Below are 23738 nucleotides of genomic sequence, written 5' to 3' on the forward strand. Positions count from 1 at the left end.
TTTATCATGAAGAAATCATTTTACATCCTCGGATTTATTACTTTTTTTATTCTCGGAATTGGCGCGATGTTTGAATTTTTAACTTGGCCATACAGAGGTATCATCGTTTTTATTGGCTTTCTGTTTCTTAATTTCGGACTGATTCCAACTTATTTCTATCAAAAATATAAGCAATGTTCAATTTAAGAAGCACGTGCTTATTGATTGGTGTGTTTGTCTTTTTAAGTTCAAAAGCACAAACAAATACAAATCTAAAAATTGATGAATTGTTAGCAACATATGTTTCTAATGATGCGCCAGGATTGAGTGTAAAGGTGATTAATCAAGGGCAATCTATCTATTCTAAAGGTTTTGGACTTTCCAGTTTAGATTATAAAATTAAGAATTCTGATTCTACCGTTTTTAGTTTAGCATCCATTGCAAAACAATTTACAGCTTCGGCTATTTGGGCTTTGGCAAATGATGGTAAAATCAGTTTAGAGGATGATATTAGAATGTATTTGCCAGAATTTCCAGAGTATAAAGAAACCATTAGAATAAAACATTTACTGAACCACACGAGTGGTATTCGTAATTATATGACATTAATGTACTTGGCAGGTTTTGATTATGATACTCAATATTACGATAATAATACGGTTTTAGATTTAGCCATTAAACAGAAAAATTTAAACCATTTAGTTGGCGAAAAAGTGAGCTATTCTAATACCAATTATAATTTATTGGCTATTATTATTGAGCGTATTTCAGGGCAAAACCTGAATGAGTATTTGAAACAGAAAATTTTGAATCCTTTAAAAATGAACTCAACTTTTGTAAGAGTTGAACATGGAAAACCCATTTGTAATAAAGCGGTTGGTTATCAAAAACATCGAGATGGTTACAGGTTTTATACAAATGACCAATTGAGTTATGGTGCAGGAAGCATGGGTTCTTCAGTAAATGATATGGCTATTTGGATGCAAATGCTGAATGACCAGATTTTAGAATTTAAATCTTTAGCGGAATTTTTAAAAATGACTGAAACTCTAATTTCAGGAAAGAATGCTAAATATGCACGAGGATTAATGTTAGATAATTATAAAGGTTATGAAACTATAAATCACAGCGGATTTGGTTTTGGTGGACGTTCTCAATTAATTACAGTTCCAGAAAAGCAAATAGGCATCATAGTTCTAACAAATTCACAAGGGATAGATGCACCAAGAATAGCGTATCAAATTTTAGATATTTTGATGGAAAATGACGTAAGGATTAAAAATGAAGAGGAAGAGGAAATGGTATTCAAAGCACAAAATTTTAAAGAATTTATTGGCGAATACAAAGAAATCAATAGTGATATGACTATGAAAATATTTGTAGAAAATGACACACTGAAATCAGTTGGCTCTATGGGAAGAACTGCTGCAGTTCTTGTGCAATATGACGAAAATAAGTTTCATAGAACGCAAAGTCAAAATGTGAAATACGATTTTACACCTTCAGTATCTCACGATATGATTATTTCATTTGGTGGAACACCATTTTATTTTGAACAGGCTAACTTTATTGATACTGAATCCGTTGAAGTTTCAGATTTTGTAGGTAATTTTTATTCAGAAGAATTAAATGTTACGTATCGTTTTTTTGAAGAAGGCGCAATGCTTAAATTAACTTATGCAGAAAAGGAAAACGTAAACTTACATCCTGTTCAATTAAACGAATTTGGAAATAATGATAGAACACTTTATCATTTTATAAAAGGTAAAAATGACACCATTACAGGTATGCTTTTATCTTGTGATGGCACTGTAAAAGAGGTTGTATTTAAAAAAGAAAAGGATCGCTAAATAGCAATCCTTTTTCTATTTATATTTTTTGGCGAAACTTATAAGTCAAACCCAATATTTACACCTAATTTCTTAGCGATAATCTTAGTAATTCTGTTTTTAAGTTCTGGTATTTTAACTGAATCCATAACGTTGTTACTAAAAGCAAACATTAGCAACGCTCTTGCTTCTTTTTCTGGAATTCCTCTAGAACGTAAATAAAACATAGCACTTTCATCTAACTGACCAATTGTACAACCGTGAGAACATTTTACGTCATCTGCAAAAATCTCAAGTTGAGGTTTAGTGTTGATTGTAGCCTTGTCGCTCATTAAAATATTGTTGTTGGCTTGGAATGCATTTGTTTTCTGCGCTAATTTTTCAACAACAACTTTACCATTAAAAACACCAGTTGAGCTATCGTTAAAAATACCTTTGTAATCTTGGTGGCTTTCACAATTTGGCTCAATATGATGCACTAAAGTATTATGGTCTACATGTTGCTTATCTCCAATAATGGTAATTCCTTTCATGGTAGAATCAATACGTTCACCATTTTGGTAAAAGTTAAGATTGTTTCTTATTAATTTACCACCAAAAGAAAACGTGTGCACTTTAGCTAAGCTTTCTTGTTTTTGATTTATGTAAGTGTTGTCAATTAATGACGCACTTTGTTTATCATTCTGAATTTTATAATAATCTACGATGGCACGTTTGTTAGTAAATATTTCAGTCACCGAATTAGTTAAAACAGGATTGTCTGTTAAACTCTGATGACGTTCAATAATCTGAACATGTGCATTTTCATTAACTACAATTAAGTTGCGAGGTTGTAACATTACTGCAGCTTCGTTTCCTGTAGAAAAATGTATAATTTGAATAGGCTTTTCAACCACTTTATTCTTTGGAATATTAATGTATGCACCTTCATGAGAAAATGCAGTATTCAAAGAAGATAAACCATCTTTTGCAGCAATTTTATTGAAATAATTATCAATAATTACCTTGTATTTAGGTTTGGTTAAAGCGGCAGACATTAAGCATACATCTAAACCATCATGTGTGGTTTGCGATAAATGTGAAGCATACTTGCCGTCGATAAAAATAATTTTATACGCATCTATTTCATGTATAAAATATTTCTTTACATCTTTAAATTCAATGTCATTTTCAATCGTAGGAAAAACGCTGTAATCGTGTTTTAAAATTGAATTCAACGATGTGTATTTCCAATCTTCTAATCGCTTAGTAGGAAATCCTTCAGCTTCAAAAGTCTTTATGGCTTCAGTTCGAATATCATGTACTGAAGAATTCACATCTACTGTGTCTTCAAATGCCATAAACGACGATACTAATTTTTCTTTTAAACTCATGTTTTTAAGTCTTCAGTAATAAGTCTTTAGTCTTCAGCTTACTCAATGGTAAACTATATCTGTAGAATTAATACTTTATTTAATGTTTTTGCTATATGCGGTAACATCTTAGCAAGCAAATGCTTACTAAAAAACGGACCACTGCTTATTAATTAAGCGTCAACCTCTTCTTTAATCCAATCGTAGCCTTTAGCTTCTAGCTCGTGTGCTAATTCTTTTCCTCCTGATTTTACAATTTTTCCATTGTATAAAACATGAACAAAATCTGGTACAATGTGGTCTAATAAACGTTGGTAGTGTGTAATAACAATAACAGCGTTGTCTTTAGATTTTAACTTGTTTACACCATTAGCAACAATACGAAGTGCATCAATATCTAAACCAGAATCAGTTTCATCTAAGATGGCTAATTTTGGCTCTAACATTGCCATTTGAAAGATTTCGTTACGTTTCTTTTCTCCACCAGAAAATCCTTCGTTTAGAGAACGCGATAAGAACTTACGGTCAATTTCTAAAAGCTCAGATTTTTCACGAATCATCTTCAACATATCCTTAGCTGGCATGTCTTCTAAACCTTTTGCTTTACGTGTTTCGTTAATCGCTGTTTTCATAAAATTAGTAACACTAACTCCAGGAATTTCTACAGGATATTGAAACGATAAAAACACACCTTTGTGTGCACGTTCTTCAGCAGCTAATTCATCGATGTCTTCGCCTTCTAATAATATGTTTCCTTCTGTAACTTCGTATTCTTCTTTACCTGCAATTACTGAAGCTAACGTACTTTTTCCTGAGCCATTTGGGCCCATTATTGCGTGAACTTCTCCTGCTTTTACTTCGAGATTAATACCTTTTAATATGGCTTTGTCTTCTATACTTGCGTGCAAGTTGTTGATCTTTAACATAGTCTTATTTTGCTAATTTTATAACGTCTTTTGATTCTGGGTTTGGTGCTTCCACCTTTAATATTTCTTTTATTTCAACTCTAAAAGGCCAACCTTCTTCGCCTTCTGGTTTTTTAAATTTTCTAACTCTAATGGTTACAGGAACCATGTCTGTTGCTTCTTTTTTAAACGGTTTTACTTGTTGGTCTAAAAGCTGCAGATTATCGTCTATAACTACACCATAAATTTCTTTTGGTGTTTGTAAGACAGCGACATCTCCATAATAAACAAAATCGCCTCTTACAGTAATTAGTCCATCATTTTGATCATATGACTTCGCTCTGTTTTCTTTTAAATTAACATCATTAGTTTTTGTTTCGTTTTTACATGAAAACATAACTAATGCAATAATAACGATAAGGTTGATTTTTTTCATTTTGAAAAATTTTGCAATTATTTTATCCTACAGAACCTTCTAAACTAATTTCTAATAATTTTTGAGCTTCTACAGCAAATTCCATTGGTAACTTATTTAGTACATCTTTACTAAATCCGTTTACAATTAAAGCAATGGCTTTTTCAGTATCAATCCCTCTTTGGTTACAATAGAAAATTTGGTCTTCACCAATTTTACTAGTTGTAGCTTCGTGCTCTATCATGGCACTTTTATTTTTTGCTTCTATATAAGGAAAGGTGTGTGCACCACATTCATTTCCCATCAGTAAACTGTCACATTGCGAAAAGTTACGAGCGTTATCTGCACGAGAACCAATTTGTACTAAACCACGATAAGAGTTTTGTGATTTGCCAGCTGAAATTCCTTTAGATATGATTGTTGATTTTGTATTCTTACCTAAGTGAATCATTTTAGTACCAGTATCTGCTTGCTGATAATTATTAGTTACTGCAATAGAATAAAATTCACCGACAGAATTATCTCCTTTTAATATACAAGAAGGATATTTCCATGTTACCGCAGAACCTGTTTCAACTTGCGTCCAAGATATTTTTGCGTTTTTCTCACAAAGCCCTCTTTTAGTTACAAAATTGTAAACACCGCCTTTACCTTCTGCATTTCCTGGATACCAGTTTTGAACTGTTGAATATTTTATTTCAGCATCATCCATAGCAATTAATTCAACCACTGCTGCGTGCAATTGGTTTTCATCTCTACTTGGTGCTGTACAACCCTCTAAATAAGAGACATAACTACCTTCATCGGCAATCAATAATGTTCTTTCAAATTGCCCTGTTCCTCCTTGGTTAATTCTAAAGTAGGTTGATAATTCCATAGGGCATTTAACACCTTTTGGGATATAACAGAACGATCCATCACTAAATACTGCCGAATTTAAAGCTGCATAAAAGTTGTCTTTTGTTGGTACAATGGTGCCAATATATTTTCTCACAAGTTCTGGGTGCTCTTTAATAGCCTCAGAAATACTCATGAATATAATTCCTTTTTCGGACAATGTTTTCTTAAAAGTTGTAGCAACAGAAACAGAATCTACTACAATATCCATAGCGACGTTGTTCATTTTTTTCTGTTCATCAACTGAGATGCCTAATTTTTTATACATGGCTAAAAGATCAGGATCTACATCGTCTAATGTTTTATTAGGATCCACGGCTACTGGAGCAGAGTAATAGGCAATGGCTTGAAAATTTGGTTTTTTATAATGAACATTAGCCCATTCTGGCTCAGTCATTTCTTTCCAAACTTTAAAGGCATCTAATCGCCATTCTGTCATCCATTCTGGCTCTTCTTTCTTTTTTGAAATAGCACGAACGATATCTTCATTTAATCCAATAGGAAATGTTTCAGATTCAATATCAGTAAAAAAACCATATTCGTATTCTTTGGTTTTTAACTCTTCCCTTAAGTCGTCTTCTGTATATTTTGACATGTTTTTGTTTAATTTTTAAAGTGAAAATGATTCACCACAACCGCAAGTTCGGTTGGCATTAGGATTGTTAAAAACGAAACCAGTTCCGTTTAATCCACCAGAATATTCTAAAGTTGTACCAATGAGGTATAGAAAACTCTTTTTGTCTACGATAATTTTAATGTCATTATCTTCAAAGACCTTGTCGTCGTCTGCTTGGGCTTTATCAAACTTTAAATCGTAAGATAAACCAGAACAGCCACCACTTTTTACACCTACTCTAACGTAGTCTGTACTTGGGTTATAGCCATCATCAGTCATGAGTTCCATGACTTTCTTTTTTGCGTGATCTGACACTTTAATCATACCGTTTTTTAACTAGATTTGTTCTAAATAGAATGCAAATATACGATATAACAAAGGTTTAACCATGAGTACTAACATTATATTAGTATATGATTTAATAAGATTTAGCTATGGCTTAAAAGCCAATGAAATGCTTAATTATGAAGTTACTTTTGTTTTAGAAACGCGCTTTGTAAGCCGATACAATTCTTGAAGTGTATCTTTTAACTGACTATTTGTTACAGTATTGTTTTCAAAATTGCCATTAGAATCTGTAATAACAACAGCATCACAGTGAGAGCAGGTAAGTTCTGCAGTATGATCTATGTAAGTCTTTGATCTTATGTAGTTATGGCCAAATATGGCGCATGGCAGGACTGCGTTAGTTTTAGGTTTCATAGGTTGTAAACTTAGGGTAGAGCAATTTAAAAAATACAACTTAAAACAAGTCAAAATACTTGATTTTTCGATGAAATGCATAATATTTTTTGATTCTACAACTAAAGTAGCGCAAATCTTAGGGTTATATCTAAACTAATAAACGATAATTAGGTTCTTTTTATAATAGAATTATAAACCTTAATGGTTAGATGAATAAGCAGGAATTATGCTTACTGATAAATTAAATCATAAATATTTCTATAATTACTCACAATTAAAAAAAAGCATAATATTTTTGCATTATGATTGAAGATAAAAATCCACAGCGTACTCCTTTGAGTGAATTAGGAGAATTTAAACTTATTGAACATTTAACAGAGCATTTTAAAGTGACTCAAAAATCTACTATAAAAGGGATTGGAGATGATGCTGCTGTTTTAAATTTTGGTAAGAAACAAATTGTTGTATCCACTGATTTATTGGTGGAGGGTGTGCATTTTGATTTAAGTTACGCACCTTTAAAACATTTAGGTTATAAAGCGATTGTTGTGAACCTATCTGATATTTATGCCATGAATGCAATGGCGACACAAGTAACAGTTTCTATCGCTGTTTCAAATCGTTTTCCGTTAGAGGCTTTAGAAGAATTGTACGCAGGTATAACAACTGCTGCTAAAGTTTATAATGTTGATGTTGTAGGAGGAGACACAACGTCTTCAACATCTGGACTAATTATTTCCGTTACTGCAATTGGTGAGGTAGAAAAAGGAGATGAGGTATTAAGATCAGGAGCTAAACCAAATGATTTGGTTGTTGTAACTGGTGATGTTGGTAGTGCTTTTATGGGATTGCAAGTTTTAGAGCGTGAAAAAGAAGTTTTTAAAGTAAACCCAAATAATCAGCCAGATTTATCAATGTATACTTATATAATTGAGCGTCAATTAAAACCTGAAGCACGTAAGGATGTTGTTGAATTATTGAAAGAATTAAAGGTAAAACCAACAAGTATGATTGATGTAAGTGACGGCATCTCATCAGAGATTATTCACTTGTGTAAACAAAGTAAAGTTGGTGTTGATATTTATGAAAATAAAATTCCTTTAGATCCTCAGCTAATTTCTACTTGTGAGGAATTTAATGTAGATAGTACAACTATAGCATTAAATGGAGGTGAAGATTATGAATTGTTAATGACGGTTTCTCAAGAAGATTATCCTAAAATAAAAGGCAATCCAAATTTAACGGTTATTGGTTATATAACAGAAGAAGATAGAGGTATGCACTTAGTAACGCGATCTGAAGAAAAAATTCCGATTATTGCAAAAGGATGGAATGCTCTTAAAGATCAAATATAACGAACCGTTGACTTTTTTCTAAACGTTTGTTGTGTACGCGATGTAAAACAGTATTTATTTCTTTAAATTTTGGGGTTAAAGGAATGAAGTTTCCATCACCATCAATTGTCATTTCAGATTTACAATTTTTGCACTTGTATTCTTTTACGTGGTAAGTAACATTTTTGGAGACTTTATAGTCATGTCCAAATAATGAGCAATAAACATTTTTCATTAATTATATTTCTTGAGGGATTCGCTAAAAATTAGGGAATTGAAATATAATAAAATTTGTTTCTTAGGAGTTATTAACAATTAATAGATCGATGAACTGATCATTTTTTGCTGTAAACGCATCATTCTATTATTGTAAATACGTTCTAAGGCAGAGTTTATTTCTTGTCGCTTTTCTGTGAGTTCAATAAGTCTTCCTGTGCTACTTGTTGTTACTTGTTTTTTGCAACATTTACATGTATACTCTTTTACATGGTTTGTTACTTTTTTGGTCATTCTATAATTGTGACCAAATAAATCGCAGTATAGTTTTGTAGGTTTCATGTTGAGTTGTTTACAATTTCTTTTCTAATTTGGAATGTAAACTTAGAAAAAAATAAGAAACAAAACGTTTAATGGTATTATTTTTCGATGAAACGTAAAATATTGTAAGATAAATCTGATTTATTTTCAATTGAACTCATGTGTCCTTCTGAAAATTCTATATAATTAATGTCAGTTTGTTTAATTTGATTAATTAATTGCTCACTATTTATTAAGCCATCTTTCCTTCCTATAATGATTAATTTATGGGCTTTTAAGTTTTTATAGCTTTCAAATCGGTATGGTCTTAACTTCATACCTTCTTGCGCAGCAATGTAACCTTGTAAAGGTGTTTTTAATGCTAATTGTAATGCGCTATGGTATTCGGTTTCATGTTTTATTTTACTTTCTTCAGTAAATAAATTAGCAAAAGACATGTTAATTAAGACTTTGTAATTCATTTGAGCCATTTTACAGGCTCTTGTTCTAATGAGTTTACGTTCATTGTTATCAGCATCAAAAGAAGAATTCATTAAACATAAACCTATAAATAATTCTGGATGTGCTTCTGCTAAGGCTAAAGATACATATCCTCCCATTGAGTGTCCAATAAAATGCGCACTTTCAATATTTAAGGATTGAACAACTGCATAAACAGCATCTGCCATTTGTTCCATGGTGTGTACATAGCCTAAGCAATCTGTTTTTCCATGACCTAATAAATCAATACATATAACTTGATGTGTTCTTGATAATTCAGGAATAAAATCATTCCACATTTCCAAACTTTCAAGAAAACCATGAAGAAGAACAACCGCTTCACCTTCGCCTTCAGTAGTATAATGAATCTTGCTATTTTTGTAGTTTAATATCATAACCGCAAAGATAATTTAAGGAATTGTTTTCGGTCTTAAATCCATATAACAATTTACTATCTTTGAGGATAATCTTTTACAAATTCAGGAACCAATGTTTATAAAACGCCTTTTTACACTACTTTTCTTTGTTTTAGCTTTATCCTTAAATGCTCAAATTGAAGAACAGCAACTCGATAAACTTATAGAGGAAACCCTAACTACTTTTGATGTACCAGGCATTTCAGTTGGTATTTATAAAGATGGTGAAATTGTTTATTCTAAAGGACATGGTGTGCGTTCTTTGACAAGTAAAAAGAACATGAATGATGAAACCTTAGTAGGTGTGGCTTCAAATAGTAAAGGATTTACATGTTTTGCATTGGCAATGATGATTGATGAAGGTAAATTAGATTGGGATGATAAAGTACGCCAACACATTCCAGAATTTCAATTACATGATTCTTGGGTTACTGAAAATTTTACGATTAGAGATTTGGTAACACATCGCAGCGGAATGGGTTTAGGAGCAGGAGATTTAATGTTTTTTCCTGAAGGCAGTGATTTTGATGTGAACGATGTTATTAATAATGTAAAATATTTAGAACCAGAAACTTCATTTAGAAGCAAATTTGCCTACAATAATAATATGTTCATTATTGCAGGTGAAGTTTTAAAGCGTTTAAGCGGTTTATCTTGGGAAGAATTTATTGAAACTAAAATTATGAAACCTGTTGGGATGACCAGTAGTAAGGCATCTTACAATAGAGTTACAACCAAGTCTAATATCATTGATGCACATACAAGAACAGAAGGAAAAGTAATTCAGATTCCGCACGACTGGAGTGAAACTGCAAATCCTGCAGGAGGCATTGTAAGTAATGTGCCAGATATGCTTACTTGGGCATCATTTTTAATGAACGATGCTGTAACCAAAGATGGTGAGCGTTTATTGAGTGAAAAACAATTTCATCAGCTTTGGCAATTACAAACACCATTAAATGTATATCCTAATGATTCTTATAATTCTAACTTTAAAGGTTATGGTTTAGGTTGGTTTTTAACGGATGTAAAAGGAGGACATAAACAAGTCTACCATACAGGAGGTTTGTTGGGTACGGTAACTCAGTTTACCATGATTCCTGATTTAGATTTAGGTATTGTGGTATTAACGAATCAAATGAATGGTTCTGCTTTTAATACCATTACTAATACTATTAAAGATGCTTATTTGGGTTATGAGAATAGAAATTGGATAGGTAAGTATGGAAAACGTAATGCAGATTATATTAAATATAATGACAGTATAAAAGCTGCTGTTTATTCTAAAGTTGAAAATGCCCAAAAACTAAAATCGTTACCAAAACCAGAAAATGTTGTTGGTACATATACGGACGATTGGTTTGGAGATATTATTATCACTCACGACGCAAAGAAAGGTTATACTATAAAGAGTAAGCGCTCGTCTAGATTATTTGGTGAATTATTACCATTAAATGCTACTACCTTTGTTGCCAAATGGAATGACAGAAGTTATGATGCCGATGTTTTTGTAAATTTTGCATTTAACGAAAAGGAAGAAGCGGTTTCAGCTACCATGAAATATATTGCGCCAATAACTGATTTTAGTTTTGATTTTGAAGATTTAGAACTTAAGAAAACTAAATAGTGGATATAAAACGCAAAGAACTATTAGTAACTAGTTTTGGTTTGTTCTCCTTGTTTTTTGGTGCAGGAAACTTATTAATTCCACCATTATTAGGTTATAAAGCTGGCGAAGATTGGTTTTGGATTACCATAGGCTTTATGATTACGGCTGTAGTAATTCCAATATTTGGGATTTTGGCTCATGCCAGGCTTCAAGGTACGCTATTTGATTTTGGTAAAAAAGTATCACCTACATTTAGTTTAATTTATTGTATTCTAATTTATGTTATTGCAGTTGCAATTCCGTCACCAAGAACGGCTGCTGCAACTCACGAAATCGCAATTTTTCCGGCGTTTGGTACAAGTCCATTATTAACAAGTGCAGTTTATTTTTCGCTCGTATTAGTTTTTGTACTAAATCGTTCTAAAATACTGAATCTAATCGGGAAATTTTTAACACCATTCATTGTTGTAATGCTTTTGGCTGTAATTGGTATTGCATTATGCTCTTCAGAATTTAATACTGGAATTGCACAATTTGAAGCACCAGTTGTTACTGGAATCTTAGAAGGTTATCAGACCTTTGATGCTATTGGAGCGGTTGTGGTTGGAGCCGTTATTATAGTGTCTTTAAATTTTGAGAATATGGCTGTAGAAGCCTATACCTCTAAACGGACTTTAATTAGAAAGTCTGGTTTAATAGCTGGTTTAGGATTATTTGTAATCTATGCTGGTTTAATTGCTATTGGAGCTTACTATAGTTCTGAGATTAATATTAATGCAGAATTAAGCAATGATATGCAACGTGCCAATTTATTAAGAGCAATCAGTATTTCGTCTTTAGGGGAATTTGGAAATACGGTTTTAAGCATGCTAATTTCACTTGCTTGTTTTACAACTGCCATCGGAATTGTTGCTGGTACAGCAGATTATTTTAAAGGCTTACTTAAGGATTCTAAAATTGTATATATCACAACAGCAATAATTGCTTGCGTACTAGGTGTTGTTGTTGGTCAGTTAGATTTTAATTCTATTGTTGTAGTTGCAATTCCGGTACTATTATTTATATATCCTATTACAATTGTATTGATTTTATTGAATGTTTTACCAGAAAAAATAGCAACACCTTTGGTTTTTAGAGCTGTAGTTATTATCACGTTTTTATTTAGTATTCCAGATGTGATTGGTTTTATAAGTCCATCGGAAGGTTTAAAATCTATAACGGATGGTATTCCGTTTTCAAACCATAGTTTGGGTTGGGTTTTACCAGCTTTAATTATTTTTATTATTGTGTCTTTAATTCAGTATAAAAAGTCTTTATCTAAATAAGATTGATTCAGGAATGTTATATAATTAACAATTTGTATAAAAAGTAACTATTTTTTTAATTTTTATGTTTATAACAAATGCCACCTCTACATTTGTACTTTAAAATTTGAAAAGTTATGTTAGTATATAAGTTTGGAGGTACTTCTGTGGGTTCTGTGGTTAACATGAATCATGTAAAAGAAATCATTGGTACTAATGGCAAAAAAATTGTAGTGTTATCTGCAATGTCTGGTACAACTAATGCTTTGGTAGAAATTTCCGATTTAATAAAGGAAAATAAAACGGAATTAGCTCAAAAACAGATTAAGGCCTTAAACGAGGTATATAAAAAAACAGCGTACGATTTAGTTCAGGATAAAGTCTTATATCAAGAAGTCATTCAATATGTAAATTACATTTTTACAGCATTGTTAGAAACTGTTTCTCAACCGCATTCAGACTTAATTCATAATTCAATTTTAGCAAATGGAGAATTACTCTCTACATTTATGTTTAGTCGTTTACTACAGCAAGATGGTGTAAAAGTCGCTTTATTGCCTGCTTTAGAGTTTATGAGAATAGATAGAGGAAATGAACCTGATAATTTCTATATCAAACAAAACTTAGAGCGTTTAATGCAAGACACTAGTGATGCTGACGTATATATTACGCAAGGTTTTATTTGTTTAGATGCAGATGGTAATATTACAAATCTACAACGTGGAGGTAGTGATTATACAGCCACTATTATAGGTGCAGCTATTGAAGCTGATGAGGTGCAAATATGGACAGACATTGATGGGTTTCATAATAATGACCCTCGTTTTGTAAATGATACTAGAGCGCTATCTCATTTATCTTATGACGAAGCTGCTGAATTAGCTTATTTTGGAGCCAAGATTTTGCATCCACAAACGGTAATGCCAGTAATGACTTTAGATATTCCATTAAGATTAAAAAATACAATGGATTCTAATGCACATGGAACTTTAATTACAAATAAAGTTCATGGTGAAGGTATAAAGGCTATCGCAGCAAAGGATAATATTACAGCAATTAAAATTAAGTCGGTACGTATGCTATTGGCGCACGGCTTTTTAAAGAAAGTTTTTGAGATTTTTGAGCGCTACCAAACTTCTATAGATATGATAACTACTTCTGAAATAGCAGTGTCTTTAACTATAGATAATATATTGCACTTAACAACGATTAAAGAAGAACTAGAGCAATTTGCAACAGTTGAAATTGATGAGTATATGAGTATTGTTTGTTTGGTTGGAAATCATATTATTTATCATCCGGATACACCTCAATTATTTCAAGTACTGCAAGATGTTAATGTGCGTATGATTGCTTATGGAGGAAGTAATAATAATATTTCATTATTAGTAAATACGAGTGATAAGTTAGAAACGTTGCAGAAGCTACAACGCTACGTTTTTGAAGATGGTATTGTTGCTATTTAATATCCGTTATTTTAATATTTGTTCAAAAAAAACCAAAACATTAAGTTGTTTTGGTTTTCTTTATTTATTGTACAGTGATTTGTCTTAATTCATTAGGTCTTCAATCTCTTCCGCTTCAATAGGAATGTTACCCATTAAGTTAAAAGGTTCTCCTTTTTCTTGTACAACCACATCATCTTCTAAGCGTATACCAAAACCTTCATCCGGAATATAAATTCCTGGTTCTACTGTAAATACCATATTAGCTTTTATAGGTTCATGTAATAAGCCATAATCATGCGTATCTAAACCAATGTGGTGACTTGTGCCATGCATAAAATACTTTTTATATGCTGGCCATTTTGGGTCTTCATTTTGAACATCAGCCTTATCTAGTAAGCCAAGATTTAATAATTGGTCAGTCATTATATTACCAACTTCAACATGGTATTCTTTCCATAATGTGCCAGGAACTAATAATTTTGTAGCTTCTTTTTTAACATGGTTTACAGCATTGTAAACTGCTTTTTGTCTATCAGTAAATTTTCCTGAAACCGGAATCGTACGAGATAAATCACTTTTATAATTTGCATATTCAGCAGCAATATCAAATAATATTAAATCGCCTGCCTTACATTCTTGATTGTTTTCAATATAGTGTAAAACGTTAGCGTTGTTTCCGCTAGCAATAATTGGTGTGTATGCAAATCCTTTTGAGCGATTTCTAATAAACTCATGCAATAACTCAGCTTCAATTTCATATTCCCAAACACCAGGTTTTACAAAAGATAAAATTCTACGGAATCCTTTTTCAGTAATATTACAAGCATGTTGCATTAAATCTATTTCAATCTGGTCTTTTACAGAACGTAAACGTTGTAAAATAGGATTGCTTTTTGCCACACTATGCGCAGGATACTTTGCTAACAACCATTTTGTAAAACGGTCTTCTCTAGTTTCAGTTTGTACATTAGCTCTGTAATGTTCGTTAGTATTAATGTAGAATGTGTCGCAATATGTAGAAAGTTCAGCGATTGTTTTTTCTAAATCTTGAAGCCAAAACACAGTTTTTATGCCACTGGTTTTAAATGCCGCTTCTTTAGTAAGTTTTTCACCTTCCCAAATAGCAATATGGTCATTAGTTTCTCTTACAAACAGAATTTCTTTGTAATCTTCGTTTGGACAATCTGGAAATAAGACCAAAACACTTTCTTCTTGGTCCACACCACTTAAATAAAAAATATCTCTGTGTTGCTCAAAAGGCATAGTGCTATCTGCACTAATTGGGTAAATATCATTAGAATTAAAAACAGCTAAACTATTTGGCTTCATTTGCGAAGTAAAGTTTTTACGGTTTTTTATAAAGAGTTTAGAATCTATTAAATCGTATTTCATGAGAGTAGAATTTTATATTTTATCACACTGAGTGCAGTCGAAATGAATTCTATGTATGAGTGTGAAATGTTGTGATTTCAGTTCAATATCAAAAGTAGTGAAACTAATACTGCAAGCAAAAGTCCGAGACTAGAATCTGTTAAAATTTATGAGACTTTTATGACGGTTCGTTATGAAATGCGTAATTTCATAGCATTAAAAATCCAACCACTATGTATAAGTCAAAATTCCTCGCGTTTACATTTATTATAAGTTCAATTTTAGTCTTTTCTCAGCAGCCAGCAACTTCGGCAGAAACGATTAAAGAAGCATTGTCGAAAAAACAGAAAATTAAGGCATCTTCATTAGTAAAAAATGTTCCTTTTAACAATATTGGACCAACAGTAATGAGCGGTCGTGTGGTAGATGTAGATGTTAATCCTGAAATGCCATCAGAGTTTTATGTTGGTTATGCGTCTGGAGGTGTTTGGCACACTACAAATAATGGAACAACGTTTACACCTATTTTAGATAGTTCAGATACACAAAATGTTGGAGATATTGCAGTCGATTGGAAAAACAGAACCATTTGGGTTGGTACAGGTGAAAATAACAGTTCCCGATCAAGTTATGCTGGTATTGGTATTTTAAAATCTAGTGATAATGGTAAAACCTGGGAGCATGTCGGTTTGGAGGATTCTCATCATACTGGTCGCATTCTTATAAATCCTAAAAATCCGGATGAGGTTGTCATCGGAGTAACTGGTCATTTGTATTCGGCAAGCGAAGAGCGTGGAATTTACAAAACTACAGATGGAGGAAAAACATGGAATAAAACCTTATTTGTCGATAACATGAGCGGTATTATTGATGTGCAATATGTGCCAAATAATTTCAAAATTATGTTTGCTTCTTCTTGGACTAGAGATAGAAAAGCATGGAACTTTACTGGCAACGGAAATAATTCAGCTATTTATAAAAGTACAAATGGTGGTGATACTTGGGAAAAAGTATCGACTAAAAAAAGTGGATTTCCAACAGGAGAAGGTGTTGGTAGAATAGGTATTACTATTTATGATGAAAATACTATTTATGCTTTACATGATAGTCAGTTTCATAGAAAAGAAAAGTCTAAAAAGAGTGAACCTTCTGGCTTAACAAAAGCCGATTTTAAAACTATGAGTGTTGAAGCTTTTATGAAGCTTGAAGACAAAAAGCTTAACGCATATCTTAAAACTAATGGATTTCAAGAAAAATATAGAGCATCTAATGTGAAGCAACTCGTAAGTAGTGGAACCGTAAAACCAATTGATTTAGCTCATTATTTAGAAGATGCTAATGCGTTGTTGTCTGATACACCTGTAATTGGTGCTGAGGTGTATAAAAGTACTGATAGTGGTAAAACATGGAAGAAAACACACGACGATTATATTGATGGATTATATTACAGTTACGGATATTATTTTGGGGAAATAAGAGTAGACCCACAAGATAAAAACGGCATTTATATTATGGGAGTTCCTATTTTAAAATCTAAAGATGCTGGTACAACGTTTACTTCAATCAGTCGTGAAAATGTGCATGCAGATCATCAAGCGCTTTGGGTAAATCCGAGAAAACAAGGTCATTTAATCAATGGTAATGATGGTGGACTAAATATGAGTTATGATGATGGTGAAAGTTGGATAAAACTAAATTCGCCAAGTGTTGGTCAGTTTTATGCCATCAATGTAGATAATGAACAACCCTATAATGTTTATGGTGGATTACAGGATAATGGTGTTTGGTTTGGAGCAAATAATGCCGTAGAAGATAAAAGTTGGCATCAAAGTGGTCAATATCCATGGGAAAGTATAATGGGAGGCGATGGTATGCAAATTCAAATTGATAGTAGAGATGCTAATATTGTGTATACAGGTTATCAGTTTGGAAATTATTATAGAATTAACCGTAAGACGGAAGAATTTAAATACATTCAACCCAAACACACTTTAGGTGAAACACCTTATCGATTCAATTGGCAAACACCAATATTATTGTCGCCTCACAATCAAGATATTTTGTACTTAGGTGGAAATAAACTATTGCGTTCTATGAATAAAGGCGATGATTTTGAAGCTATAAGTGATGATTTAACCAATGGAGGAAAAAAAGGAAACGTAGCATACGGAACTTTAACTTCTATTAGCGAAAGTCCATTTCAATTTGGATTAATTTACACAGGTAGTGATGATGGTGTAATCAACGTAACAAAAAATGCAGGAGGAAGCTGGACGACGATTTCAAATACATTACCAAAAGATTTATGGGTAAGTAGAGTTATCGCTTCACAACATAAAAAAGAACGCGTTTACGTAACCTTAAATGGATATCGTTGGGACGATTTTAAAGTTTACGTATATGTCAGTGAAGATTATGGACAAACTTGGAAAGCAATAAACAGTAATATTCCGTCGTCGCCAGTTAACGTTATTAAAGAAGACCCATTAAAAGAAAATCTATTGTATTTAGGAACCGATAATGGTGCTTATGTAACTTTTAATATGGGAAAATCTTGGGAAGCATTTTCTAATGGATTACCAAATGTTGCGGTACATGATATGGTTATTCAGCCAGAAGCTAAAGATTTATTAATAGGAACTCATGGTCGAAGTATTTATAAAACAAATATTGAAGCACTTCAAACTATAGATGTTGATAAAACTACAAGTGATATCACATTTTTAGATGTAGAATCAATTAAACATTCTAGGAGTTGGGGAAGTGCTTGGAGTCCGTGGTTTGATGCTTTTGAGCCAGAAACTACGATTAATTTTTTCAGTAAATCTGCAGGAAATAAAACTTTAAAAATTTTATCTGAAAAAGGAGCAGAATTAAACAGTATCTCTATTAAGGTGGAAAAAGGCTTTAACTACGTAGATTACAAAATGGAGATTACTGAAATAGGTAAAAAGGCCTTAACGAAAGAAGATTCTTCAGTTCGTTTTAAAGAAACAGGCAATAAAAAGGATTATTTACCTAAAGGTGTTTATAAAATTCAGATTGATAATGAAAATACAACACTAGAAATTAAGTAGTTATTCTCTCTAGATTAAAACGATTCTAAATAATTTAATTATCACGCAGCGTTGTTGGGAAAAAGTTTATTGCGCTGTATCTTTGTTAGACAAATAACTAACCACTATAATAATGAGCGGAATTCTAAATTCGTCGATTGGAAGAAAGTTTGCCATGGCACTTTCGGCACTCTTCCTTATGATTTTTGTACTACAACATTTTGTTATTAACCTTTTTTCAGTTTTAAGTCCAGATACTTTTAATGAAATATCTCATTTTATGGGAACATTTTGGGTTGTTCAATATGTAATTCAACCTATTTTAATTATTGGTGTTATTTTTCACTTTGTAATGGGTTTTGTATTAGAAATCAAAAACAAAAAAGCAAACGGTGTAAAGTATGCTAAAAATAATGGTGCTGCAAATTCTACATGGATGAGCAGAAACATGATTTGGAGTGGAGGCTTTATCCTTGCATTTTTAATTATTCACTTTATTGATTTTTGGATTCCAGAGATTAATACAAAGTATATTGTTGGTGATATGTCTGGAATGCACAATGGTGAGTTCAGATATTTTCATGAGCTACAAGAGAAGTTTGTTCCTATTTGGAGAGTCGCACTTTACATTGTAGGTTTTGTGTTTTTAGCACTTCACTTATTACATGGTTTTGATTCTGCATTTCAATCTACAGGTGCAAATAACAAATACACAAAAGGATTACAGGGGTTCGGAAAAGCTTATGCGATTTTAGTTCCATTAGGATTTATTTTCATCGCGTTATTCCATCACTTTACTCACTAAAAAATATCTAATATGGCTTTAGATTCAAAAGTACCAAAGGGTCCAATTAAAGATAAATGGACTGATTATAAAAATAAAATTGATTTAGTAAATCCTGCCAACAAGCGTCATATTGATGTTATTGTTGTTGGTACAGGTCTTGCTGGAGGTTCTGCTGCTGCAACTTTAGCAGAACTAGGTTATAATGTAAAAGCATTTGCTTATCAAGATTCACCTCGTAGAGCGCACTCAATTGCAGCTCAAGGTGGTATTAACGCAGCAAAAAATTACCAAGGTGATGGTGATTCTACATACAGATTATTTTATGATACTGTAAAAGGTGGTGATTACCGTTCTCGTGAAGCAAACGTTTATCGTTTGGCTGAGGTGTCTTCTAATATTATTGACCAATGTGTTGCACAAGGTGTTCCTTTTGCACGTGATTATGGTGGATTATTAGATAACCGTTCATTTGGTGGTGTTTTAGTATCTAGAACATTCTACGCTAAAGGTCAAACAGGACAACAATTATTATTAGGAGCTTATTCTGCAATGAATAGACAAATTGCTCGTGGTAAGATTGAAATGTTTAACCGTCACGAAATGCTAGACGTCGTTATTGTAGACGGAAAAGCAAGAGGTATTATCGCTCGTAATTTAATTACTGGTGAAATAGAAAGACATTCAGCACATGCTGTTGTAGTTGGTTCTGGTGGATACGGAAATGTATATTTCTTATCAACAAACGCTATGGGTTCTAACGCAACTGCAGCATGGAAAATACATAAAAAAGGAGCGTATTTCGCAAATCCTTGTTACACACAAATTCACCCAACATGTATTCCACGTTCGGGAGATTACCAATCGAAATTGACTTTAATGTCAGAATCATTAAGAAATGATGGTCGTATTTGGGTTCCTAAAAACATGGAAGATGTAATGGCAATTAGAGAAGGTCGTAAAATGCCAACCGAATTGTCAGAAGATGAACGCGATTATTACTTAGAAAGACGTTATCCTGCATTTGGTAATTTAGTACCACGTGATGTTGCATCAAGAGCAGCAAAAGAACGTTGTGATGCTGGTTATGGAGTAAATGCTACAGGTGAAGCGGTTTATTTAGATTTTGCTTCTGCTTTTGAACGCTACGGTAAAGAGCAAGCTAAGATTCATAACATTGAAAATCCTAGTCCTGCAAAAATTAAAGAACTTGGACAGGCTATTGTAGAAGCTAAATACGGGAATTTGTTCCAAATGTATGAGAAGATTATAGATCAAAATCCATACGAGACACCAATGATGATTTATCCAGCGGTACACTATACAATGGGTGGTGTTTGGGTTGATTATAACCTTATGACTACAATTCCTGGTTGTTACTGTATTGGTGAAGCTAATTTCTCTGATCATGGTGCAAACAGACTTGGTGCTTCTGCATTAATGCAAGGTTTAGCAGATGGTTATTTTGTATTACCTTATACAATAGGTGATTATTTAGCTGATGATATTCGTACTGGGAAAATTCCAACGGATACTAAAGAGTTTGAGGATGCTGAAAAAGAAGTTACAGAGAGAATTAATTTCTTTGTAAATAATAAGGGTACAAAATCTGTTGATTATTTCCATAAGAAATTAGGGAAAGTAATGTGGGACAAGGCAGGTATGTCTAGAAATGCAGAAGGTTTAACAGAAGCTATGGCAGAAATTAAAGCTATCAGGGAAGAATTTTGGAAAGAGGTTTTTGTACCAGGAACAGCTGACGAAATGAATCCAGAACTTGAAAAAGCAGGTCGTGTAGCTGATTTCTTAGAATTAGGTGAATTATTCGCAAAAGATGCTTTAGTAAGAGCTGAATCTTGTGGTGGACACTTTAGAGAAGAATCTGCAGAATTAGACGGCCCTCAAAAAGGAGAAGCAAAACGTAACGATAAAGATTTTGCATTTGTATCTGCTTGGGAATATAAAGGAGAACCTGCTGATGCAGTTTTACATAAAGAAGAATTAGAATTTAAAGATATTGAACTAAAACAACGTTCATACAAATAAGAAAGACGATATGAATTTAACACTTAAAATTTGGAGACAAAAAGACTCAAAAGCTAAGGGTCAAATGGTCGATTACAAAGTAACTGAGATTTCAGAACATATGTCTTTCTTAGAAATGATGGATGTTTTGAATGAACAATTAGTAAATTCTGGCGAAGAACCTGTAGCATTTGATCACGATTGTCGTGAAGGAATATGTGGGATGTGTTCTATGTACATCAATGGTGAAGCACATGGACCAGATAGAGGTATTACTACATGTCAGTTACACATGCGTATGTTTAATGATGGTGATACAATTACTATTGAGCCATTTAGAGCAGCAGCATTTCCTGTAATTAAAGATTTAGTAGTAGATAGAATGGCTTTTGAGCGTATTCAGCAAGCAGGTGGTTATATTTCTGTAAACACTTCTGGTAATACGCAAGATGCTAATAATATTCCAATCTCTAAACATGCAGCTGATGAAGCTATGGATGCAGCAACTTGTATTGGTTGTGGTGCTTGTGTGGCAACTTGTAAAAACTCTTCAGCAATGTTATTTGTTGGTGCAAAAGTGTCTCAATATGCATTATTACCACAAGGACAAGTAGAAGCAGCGGATCGTGTAAAAAACATGGTAGCACAAATGGACTTAGAAGGTTTTGGTAACTGTACTAATACAGGAGCTTGTGAAGTAGAATGTCCAAAAGGCATTTCTTTGGAGAGTATTGCACGTATGAATCGTGAGTATTTATCTGCGACTTTAAAAGGTTAATAGAATACAACATTCCTTAACGTAATACGTTAAATGATATATAAATCCCAAGCATAATTATGACTTGGGATTTTTACTTTTCTTATATTTCGATTTTAATTCGGCATCATGCAAAACCCATACACATTTTATAAAGAGCAATTAGAAATCAACCAAGCGGAATCTAAACGTATTTTCAAACAACTCAGTTTGTATAGTGTACTTAGACTTTCAATTTTTGTTTTAACGGTATTAGGTATTTATTTTACATATCAAAACTGGCAGATAGCTTTAGGCATTGGTGTTGTAGGTATGGCAAGTTTTCTTTTTTTGTTATCGAGATATACAGATTTAAAGACGAAACGGAATCTTCACAAACGATTGATAACAATAAATGAAGAAGAATTAAAAATTGCAAAAGGTGACTTTTATGATAGATTAGATGGTGAAGAGTTTCAAAATCCTAAACATTTTTTTAGTCTAGACATTGATTTATTTGGAAAGGGTTCTTTCTTTCAATTTATAAACAGAACAGCGCTTAAAGAAGGCACACAAAAGCTAACCGAAATCCTGCTTTCTAATGATATAACAAATATTGAAACACGTCAACAAGCCATACGAGAATTAGCTAGATTACCAAAATGGAGGCAAAATTATTCTGCAATAGCCGAAGGTGTAGAAATAGAGCATTCTGCTAATTCTATCATTTCATGGTTAAAGGATTACAAACCCTTTTTAGGGAAAATTCAATATTGGTTATCAATAGGTTTTAGTATAGCTTCTTTGGTTGTTATTGGTCTAGGAATTATGGAAATTATCCCAATTTCAGTTATTGGTTATTGGTTGTTATTAGGACTTGGGATTACAGGTGTTTATTTGAAGAAAATTAATATCCTTGCCCATAATACAGAAAAAGCAAAGGACACCTTTAGGCAATACGCTTTATTGCTTAATGCTATTGAAACTGCTGATTTTAATTCCGAATTATTAAAATCGAAACAAAAATTGATTCAATCAGAAGATTTAAAAGCTTCAGAAATATTTTCAAAATTCTCTAAAACGCTAGATGCTTTAGACAATAGAAATAATTTTATCTCTGCAATTTTTGGAAATGGTTATTTCCTAATTGATATTAGAAGCAGTTATAATGTAGAACAATGGATTACGCAAAATGCAGATAAAGTTGAAGATTGGTTTGAAGTTGTAACTTTCTTTGATGCGTTTAATAGCTTTGGTAATTACGCGTTTAATCATCAAGATTTTTCATATCCAATTCTAACGGAAGAACCTGTTACTATTTTAGCGGAAGGATTAGGGCATCCATTACTAAATCCTGAAAAGCGAGTTGATAGTGATTTAAAATTGGAAGAAGAACAATTCTTCATCGTTACAGGTGCAAACATGGCAGGGAAAAGTACGTTTTTAAGAACTGTTGCGCTTCATATTGTTATGGCAAATGTTGGATTGCCTATTTGTGCAAAACAAAGCAAATACAACCCGATTAAGCTAATTACGAGTATGCGAACTACAGATTCGTTAACAGATGATAGTTCATACTTCTTTAGTGAGCTTACACGATTAAAGTTTGTAGTAGATACTATTGAAAATGATAAAAATTATTTCGTTATCCTAGATGAAATTTTAAAAGGAACAAACAGTACAGATAAAGCTATTGGGTCTAGAAAGTTTGTTGAGAAACTCGTAAAACAACATGCCACAGGAATTATAGCTACGCACGATTTAAGCCTTACTGAAATTGAAACCGAATTGGAAGCCATAAAAAACTACTACTTTGATGCAGAAATCATTAATGACGAACTTTTCTTTGATTATAAACTAAAGCAAGGAGTTTGTCAGAATATGAATGCCAGTTTCCTTTTGAAGAAGATGGAGATTGTTTAAATTAAAAAAACCTTTCTCAATATATAGGAAAGGCTTTT

General features: G+C 32.6%; 20 protein-coding genes. 11 read left to right on the forward strand and 9 right to left on the reverse strand.

What is annotated here, in order from left to right; all coding sequences use genetic code 11:
- Positions 1-6: 6 nt before the first annotated feature.
- Together Q0807_RS08685 and Q0807_RS08690 are read left to right on the forward strand one after the other, a co-directional pair.
- Positions 7-186 carry a hypothetical protein gene (locus Q0807_RS08685; protein WP_092466156.1) on the forward strand — a complete coding sequence of 60 codons (180 nt, stop codon included), beginning with the start codon at positions 7-9 and terminating at the stop codon, positions 184-186.
- The gene (locus Q0807_RS08690; protein ID WP_299108697.1) at positions 174-1829 is read left to right on the forward strand and encodes a serine hydrolase; all 1656 of its coding nucleotides are present in this window, start codon (positions 174-176) and stop codon (positions 1827-1829) included. The genes Q0807_RS08685 and Q0807_RS08690 overlap by 13 nt, the downstream gene beginning before the upstream one ends.
- 38 nt (positions 1830-1867) lie before the next feature.
- On the opposite strand, the gene sufD is transcribed toward Q0807_RS08690, so the two are convergent.
- The 6 genes from sufD to Q0807_RS08720 form a co-directional block, all read right to left on the reverse strand.
- Positions 1868-3181, reverse strand: coding sequence for a Fe-S cluster assembly protein SufD (gene sufD, locus Q0807_RS08695; protein WP_115817205.1), 1314 nt, complete (start codon positions 3179-3181; stop codon positions 1868-1870).
- 152 nt (positions 3182-3333) lie between these two features.
- Positions 3334-4086, reverse strand: a complete 753-nt coding sequence (sufC, locus tag Q0807_RS08700) for a Fe-S cluster assembly ATPase SufC (protein ID WP_115817204.1) — start codon at positions 4084-4086, stop codon at positions 3334-3336.
- A 4-nt stretch (positions 4087-4090) separates the two neighbouring features.
- A complete protein-coding gene (locus tag Q0807_RS08705) occupies positions 4091-4501 on the reverse strand; it encodes a hypothetical protein (RefSeq protein ID WP_299108702.1) in 411 nt (136 codons plus the stop codon).
- Between the two features lie 22 nt (positions 4502-4523).
- On the reverse strand, positions 4524-5972 hold the full coding sequence (sufB, locus tag Q0807_RS08710) for a Fe-S cluster assembly protein SufB (protein WP_299108704.1): 1449 nt from the start codon (positions 5970-5972) through the stop codon (positions 4524-4526).
- A gap of 15 nt (positions 5973-5987) precedes the next feature.
- Positions 5988-6317 (reverse strand): iron-sulfur cluster assembly accessory protein, encoded by a 330-nt coding sequence (locus Q0807_RS08715; protein WP_299108705.1) that lies wholly within the window; start codon positions 6315-6317, stop codon positions 5988-5990.
- Positions 6318-6455: 138 nt separating this feature from the next.
- A complete protein-coding gene (locus Q0807_RS08720; protein WP_299108707.1) occupies positions 6456-6695 on the reverse strand; it encodes a hypothetical protein in 240 nt (79 codons plus the stop codon).
- Between the two features lie 284 nt (positions 6696-6979).
- On the opposite strand from Q0807_RS08720, the gene thiL reads away from it, so the two are divergent.
- A complete protein-coding gene (gene thiL, locus Q0807_RS08725) occupies positions 6980-8032 on the forward strand; it encodes a thiamine-phosphate kinase (RefSeq protein WP_299108709.1) in 1053 nt (350 codons plus the stop codon).
- Between the two features lie 294 nt (positions 8033-8326).
- On the opposite strand, the gene Q0807_RS08730 is transcribed toward thiL, so the two are convergent.
- Positions 8327-8569 (reverse strand): hypothetical protein, encoded by a 243-nt coding sequence (locus tag Q0807_RS08730; RefSeq protein WP_299108710.1) that lies wholly within the window; start codon positions 8567-8569, stop codon positions 8327-8329.
- 77 nt (positions 8570-8646) lie between these two features.
- Positions 8647-9423 carry an alpha/beta hydrolase gene (locus Q0807_RS08735; RefSeq protein WP_299108711.1) on the reverse strand — a complete coding sequence of 259 codons (777 nt, stop codon included), beginning with the start codon at positions 9421-9423 and terminating at the stop codon, positions 8647-8649.
- A 94-nt stretch (positions 9424-9517) separates the two neighbouring features.
- Here Q0807_RS08735 and Q0807_RS08740 point away from each other — a divergent pair, with 94 nt between their 5' ends.
- From Q0807_RS08740 to Q0807_RS08750, 3 genes are all read left to right on the forward strand, one after another.
- Positions 9518-11071 carry a serine hydrolase gene (locus Q0807_RS08740; RefSeq protein ID WP_299108712.1) on the forward strand — a complete coding sequence of 518 codons (1554 nt, stop codon included), beginning with the start codon at positions 9518-9520 and terminating at the stop codon, positions 11069-11071.
- Positions 11071-12378: a branched-chain amino acid transport system II carrier protein gene (locus tag Q0807_RS08745; protein WP_299108714.1), complete on the forward strand. Its 1308-nt coding sequence runs from the start codon at positions 11071-11073 to the stop codon at positions 12376-12378. The genes Q0807_RS08740 and Q0807_RS08745 overlap by 1 nt, the downstream gene beginning before the upstream one ends.
- A gap of 116 nt (positions 12379-12494) precedes the next feature.
- Positions 12495-13823, forward strand: coding sequence for an aspartate kinase (locus Q0807_RS08750; protein WP_299108715.1), 1329 nt, complete (start codon positions 12495-12497; stop codon positions 13821-13823).
- An 84-nt stretch (positions 13824-13907) separates the two neighbouring features.
- On the opposite strand, the gene Q0807_RS08755 is transcribed toward Q0807_RS08750, so the two are convergent.
- The gene (locus tag Q0807_RS08755; protein ID WP_299108716.1) at positions 13908-15197 is read right to left on the reverse strand and encodes an aminopeptidase P family protein; all 1290 of its coding nucleotides are present in this window, start codon (positions 15195-15197) and stop codon (positions 13908-13910) included.
- 212 nt (positions 15198-15409) lie between these two features.
- Here Q0807_RS08755 and Q0807_RS08760 point away from each other — a divergent pair, with 212 nt between their 5' ends.
- The 5 genes from Q0807_RS08760 to Q0807_RS08780 all read left to right on the forward strand — a co-directional run bounded on the left by Q0807_RS08760 (position 15410) and on the right by Q0807_RS08780 (position 23700).
- The gene (locus tag Q0807_RS08760) at positions 15410-18253 is read left to right on the forward strand and encodes a glycosyl hydrolase (RefSeq protein WP_299108718.1); all 2844 of its coding nucleotides are present in this window, start codon (positions 15410-15412) and stop codon (positions 18251-18253) included.
- 112 nt (positions 18254-18365) lie between these two features.
- Positions 18366-19037, forward strand: coding sequence for a succinate dehydrogenase cytochrome b subunit (locus tag Q0807_RS08765; protein WP_299108719.1), 672 nt, complete (start codon positions 18366-18368; stop codon positions 19035-19037).
- Positions 19038-19049: 12 nt separating this feature from the next.
- Positions 19050-21062, forward strand: a complete 2013-nt coding sequence (locus Q0807_RS08770) for a fumarate reductase/succinate dehydrogenase flavoprotein subunit (protein ID WP_299108720.1) — start codon at positions 19050-19052, stop codon at positions 21060-21062.
- Positions 21063-21072: 10 nt separating this feature from the next.
- A complete protein-coding gene (locus Q0807_RS08775; protein ID WP_299108721.1) occupies positions 21073-21819 on the forward strand; it encodes a succinate dehydrogenase/fumarate reductase iron-sulfur subunit in 747 nt (248 codons plus the stop codon).
- A 108-nt stretch (positions 21820-21927) separates the two neighbouring features.
- On the forward strand, positions 21928-23700 hold the full coding sequence (locus Q0807_RS08780; protein ID WP_299108722.1) for a DNA mismatch repair protein MutS: 1773 nt from the start codon (positions 21928-21930) through the stop codon (positions 23698-23700).
- Positions 23701-23738 lie beyond the last annotated feature (38 nt).

Origin of the sequence: uncultured Winogradskyella sp., assembly GCF_947495255.1 — a bacterium.
Classification (GTDB): domain Bacteria; phylum Bacteroidota; class Bacteroidia; order Flavobacteriales; family Flavobacteriaceae; genus Winogradskyella.

What these genes read in the sequence shown, in the direction of transcription:
- sufB (WP_299108704.1), bottom strand. Translation starts at nt 5,972, where the DNA reads ATGTCAAAATATACAGAAGACGACTTAAGGGAAGAGTTAAAAACCAAA.
- Q0807_RS08755 (WP_299108716.1), bottom strand. Translation starts at nt 15,197, where the DNA reads ATGAAATACGATTTAATAGATTCTAAACTCTTTATAAAAAACCGTAAA.
- Q0807_RS08730 (WP_299108710.1), bottom strand. Translation starts at nt 8,569, where the DNA reads ATGAAACCTACAAAACTATACTGCGATTTATTTGGTCACAATTATAGA.
- Q0807_RS08720 (WP_299108707.1), bottom strand. Translation starts at nt 6,695, where the DNA reads ATGAAACCTAAAACTAACGCAGTCCTGCCATGCGCCATATTTGGCCAT.
- Q0807_RS08760 (WP_299108718.1), top strand. Translation starts at nt 15,410, where the DNA reads ATGTATAAGTCAAAATTCCTCGCGTTTACATTTATTATAAGTTCAATT.
- Q0807_RS08770 (WP_299108720.1), top strand. Translation starts at nt 19,050, where the DNA reads ATGGCTTTAGATTCAAAAGTACCAAAGGGTCCAATTAAAGATAAATGG.
- Q0807_RS08715 (WP_299108705.1), bottom strand. Translation starts at nt 6,317, where the DNA reads ATGATTAAAGTGTCAGATCACGCAAAAAAGAAAGTCATGGAACTCATG.
- Q0807_RS08750 (WP_299108715.1), top strand. Translation starts at nt 12,495, where the DNA reads ATGTTAGTATATAAGTTTGGAGGTACTTCTGTGGGTTCTGTGGTTAAC.
- Q0807_RS08765 (WP_299108719.1), top strand. Translation starts at nt 18,366, where the DNA reads ATGAGCGGAATTCTAAATTCGTCGATTGGAAGAAAGTTTGCCATGGCA.
- Q0807_RS08690 (WP_299108697.1), top strand. Translation starts at nt 174, where the DNA reads ATGTTCAATTTAAGAAGCACGTGCTTATTGATTGGTGTGTTTGTCTTT.
- Q0807_RS08740 (WP_299108712.1), top strand. Translation starts at nt 9,518, where the DNA reads ATGTTTATAAAACGCCTTTTTACACTACTTTTCTTTGTTTTAGCTTTA.
- thiL (WP_299108709.1), top strand. Translation starts at nt 6,980, where the DNA reads ATGATTGAAGATAAAAATCCACAGCGTACTCCTTTGAGTGAATTAGGA.
- sufC (WP_115817204.1), bottom strand. Translation starts at nt 4,086, where the DNA reads ATGTTAAAGATCAACAACTTGCACGCAAGTATAGAAGACAAAGCCATA.
- Q0807_RS08685 (WP_092466156.1), top strand. Translation starts at nt 7, where the DNA reads ATGAAGAAATCATTTTACATCCTCGGATTTATTACTTTTTTTATTCTC.
- Q0807_RS08735 (WP_299108711.1), bottom strand. Translation starts at nt 9,423, where the DNA reads ATGATATTAAACTACAAAAATAGCAAGATTCATTATACTACTGAAGGC.
- sufD (WP_115817205.1), bottom strand. Translation starts at nt 3,181, where the DNA reads ATGAGTTTAAAAGAAAAATTAGTATCGTCGTTTATGGCATTTGAAGAC.
- Q0807_RS08775 (WP_299108721.1), top strand. Translation starts at nt 21,073, where the DNA reads ATGAATTTAACACTTAAAATTTGGAGACAAAAAGACTCAAAAGCTAAG.
- Q0807_RS08780 (WP_299108722.1), top strand. Translation starts at nt 21,928, where the DNA reads ATGCAAAACCCATACACATTTTATAAAGAGCAATTAGAAATCAACCAA.
- Q0807_RS08705 (WP_299108702.1), bottom strand. Translation starts at nt 4,501, where the DNA reads ATGAAAAAAATCAACCTTATCGTTATTATTGCATTAGTTATGTTTTCA.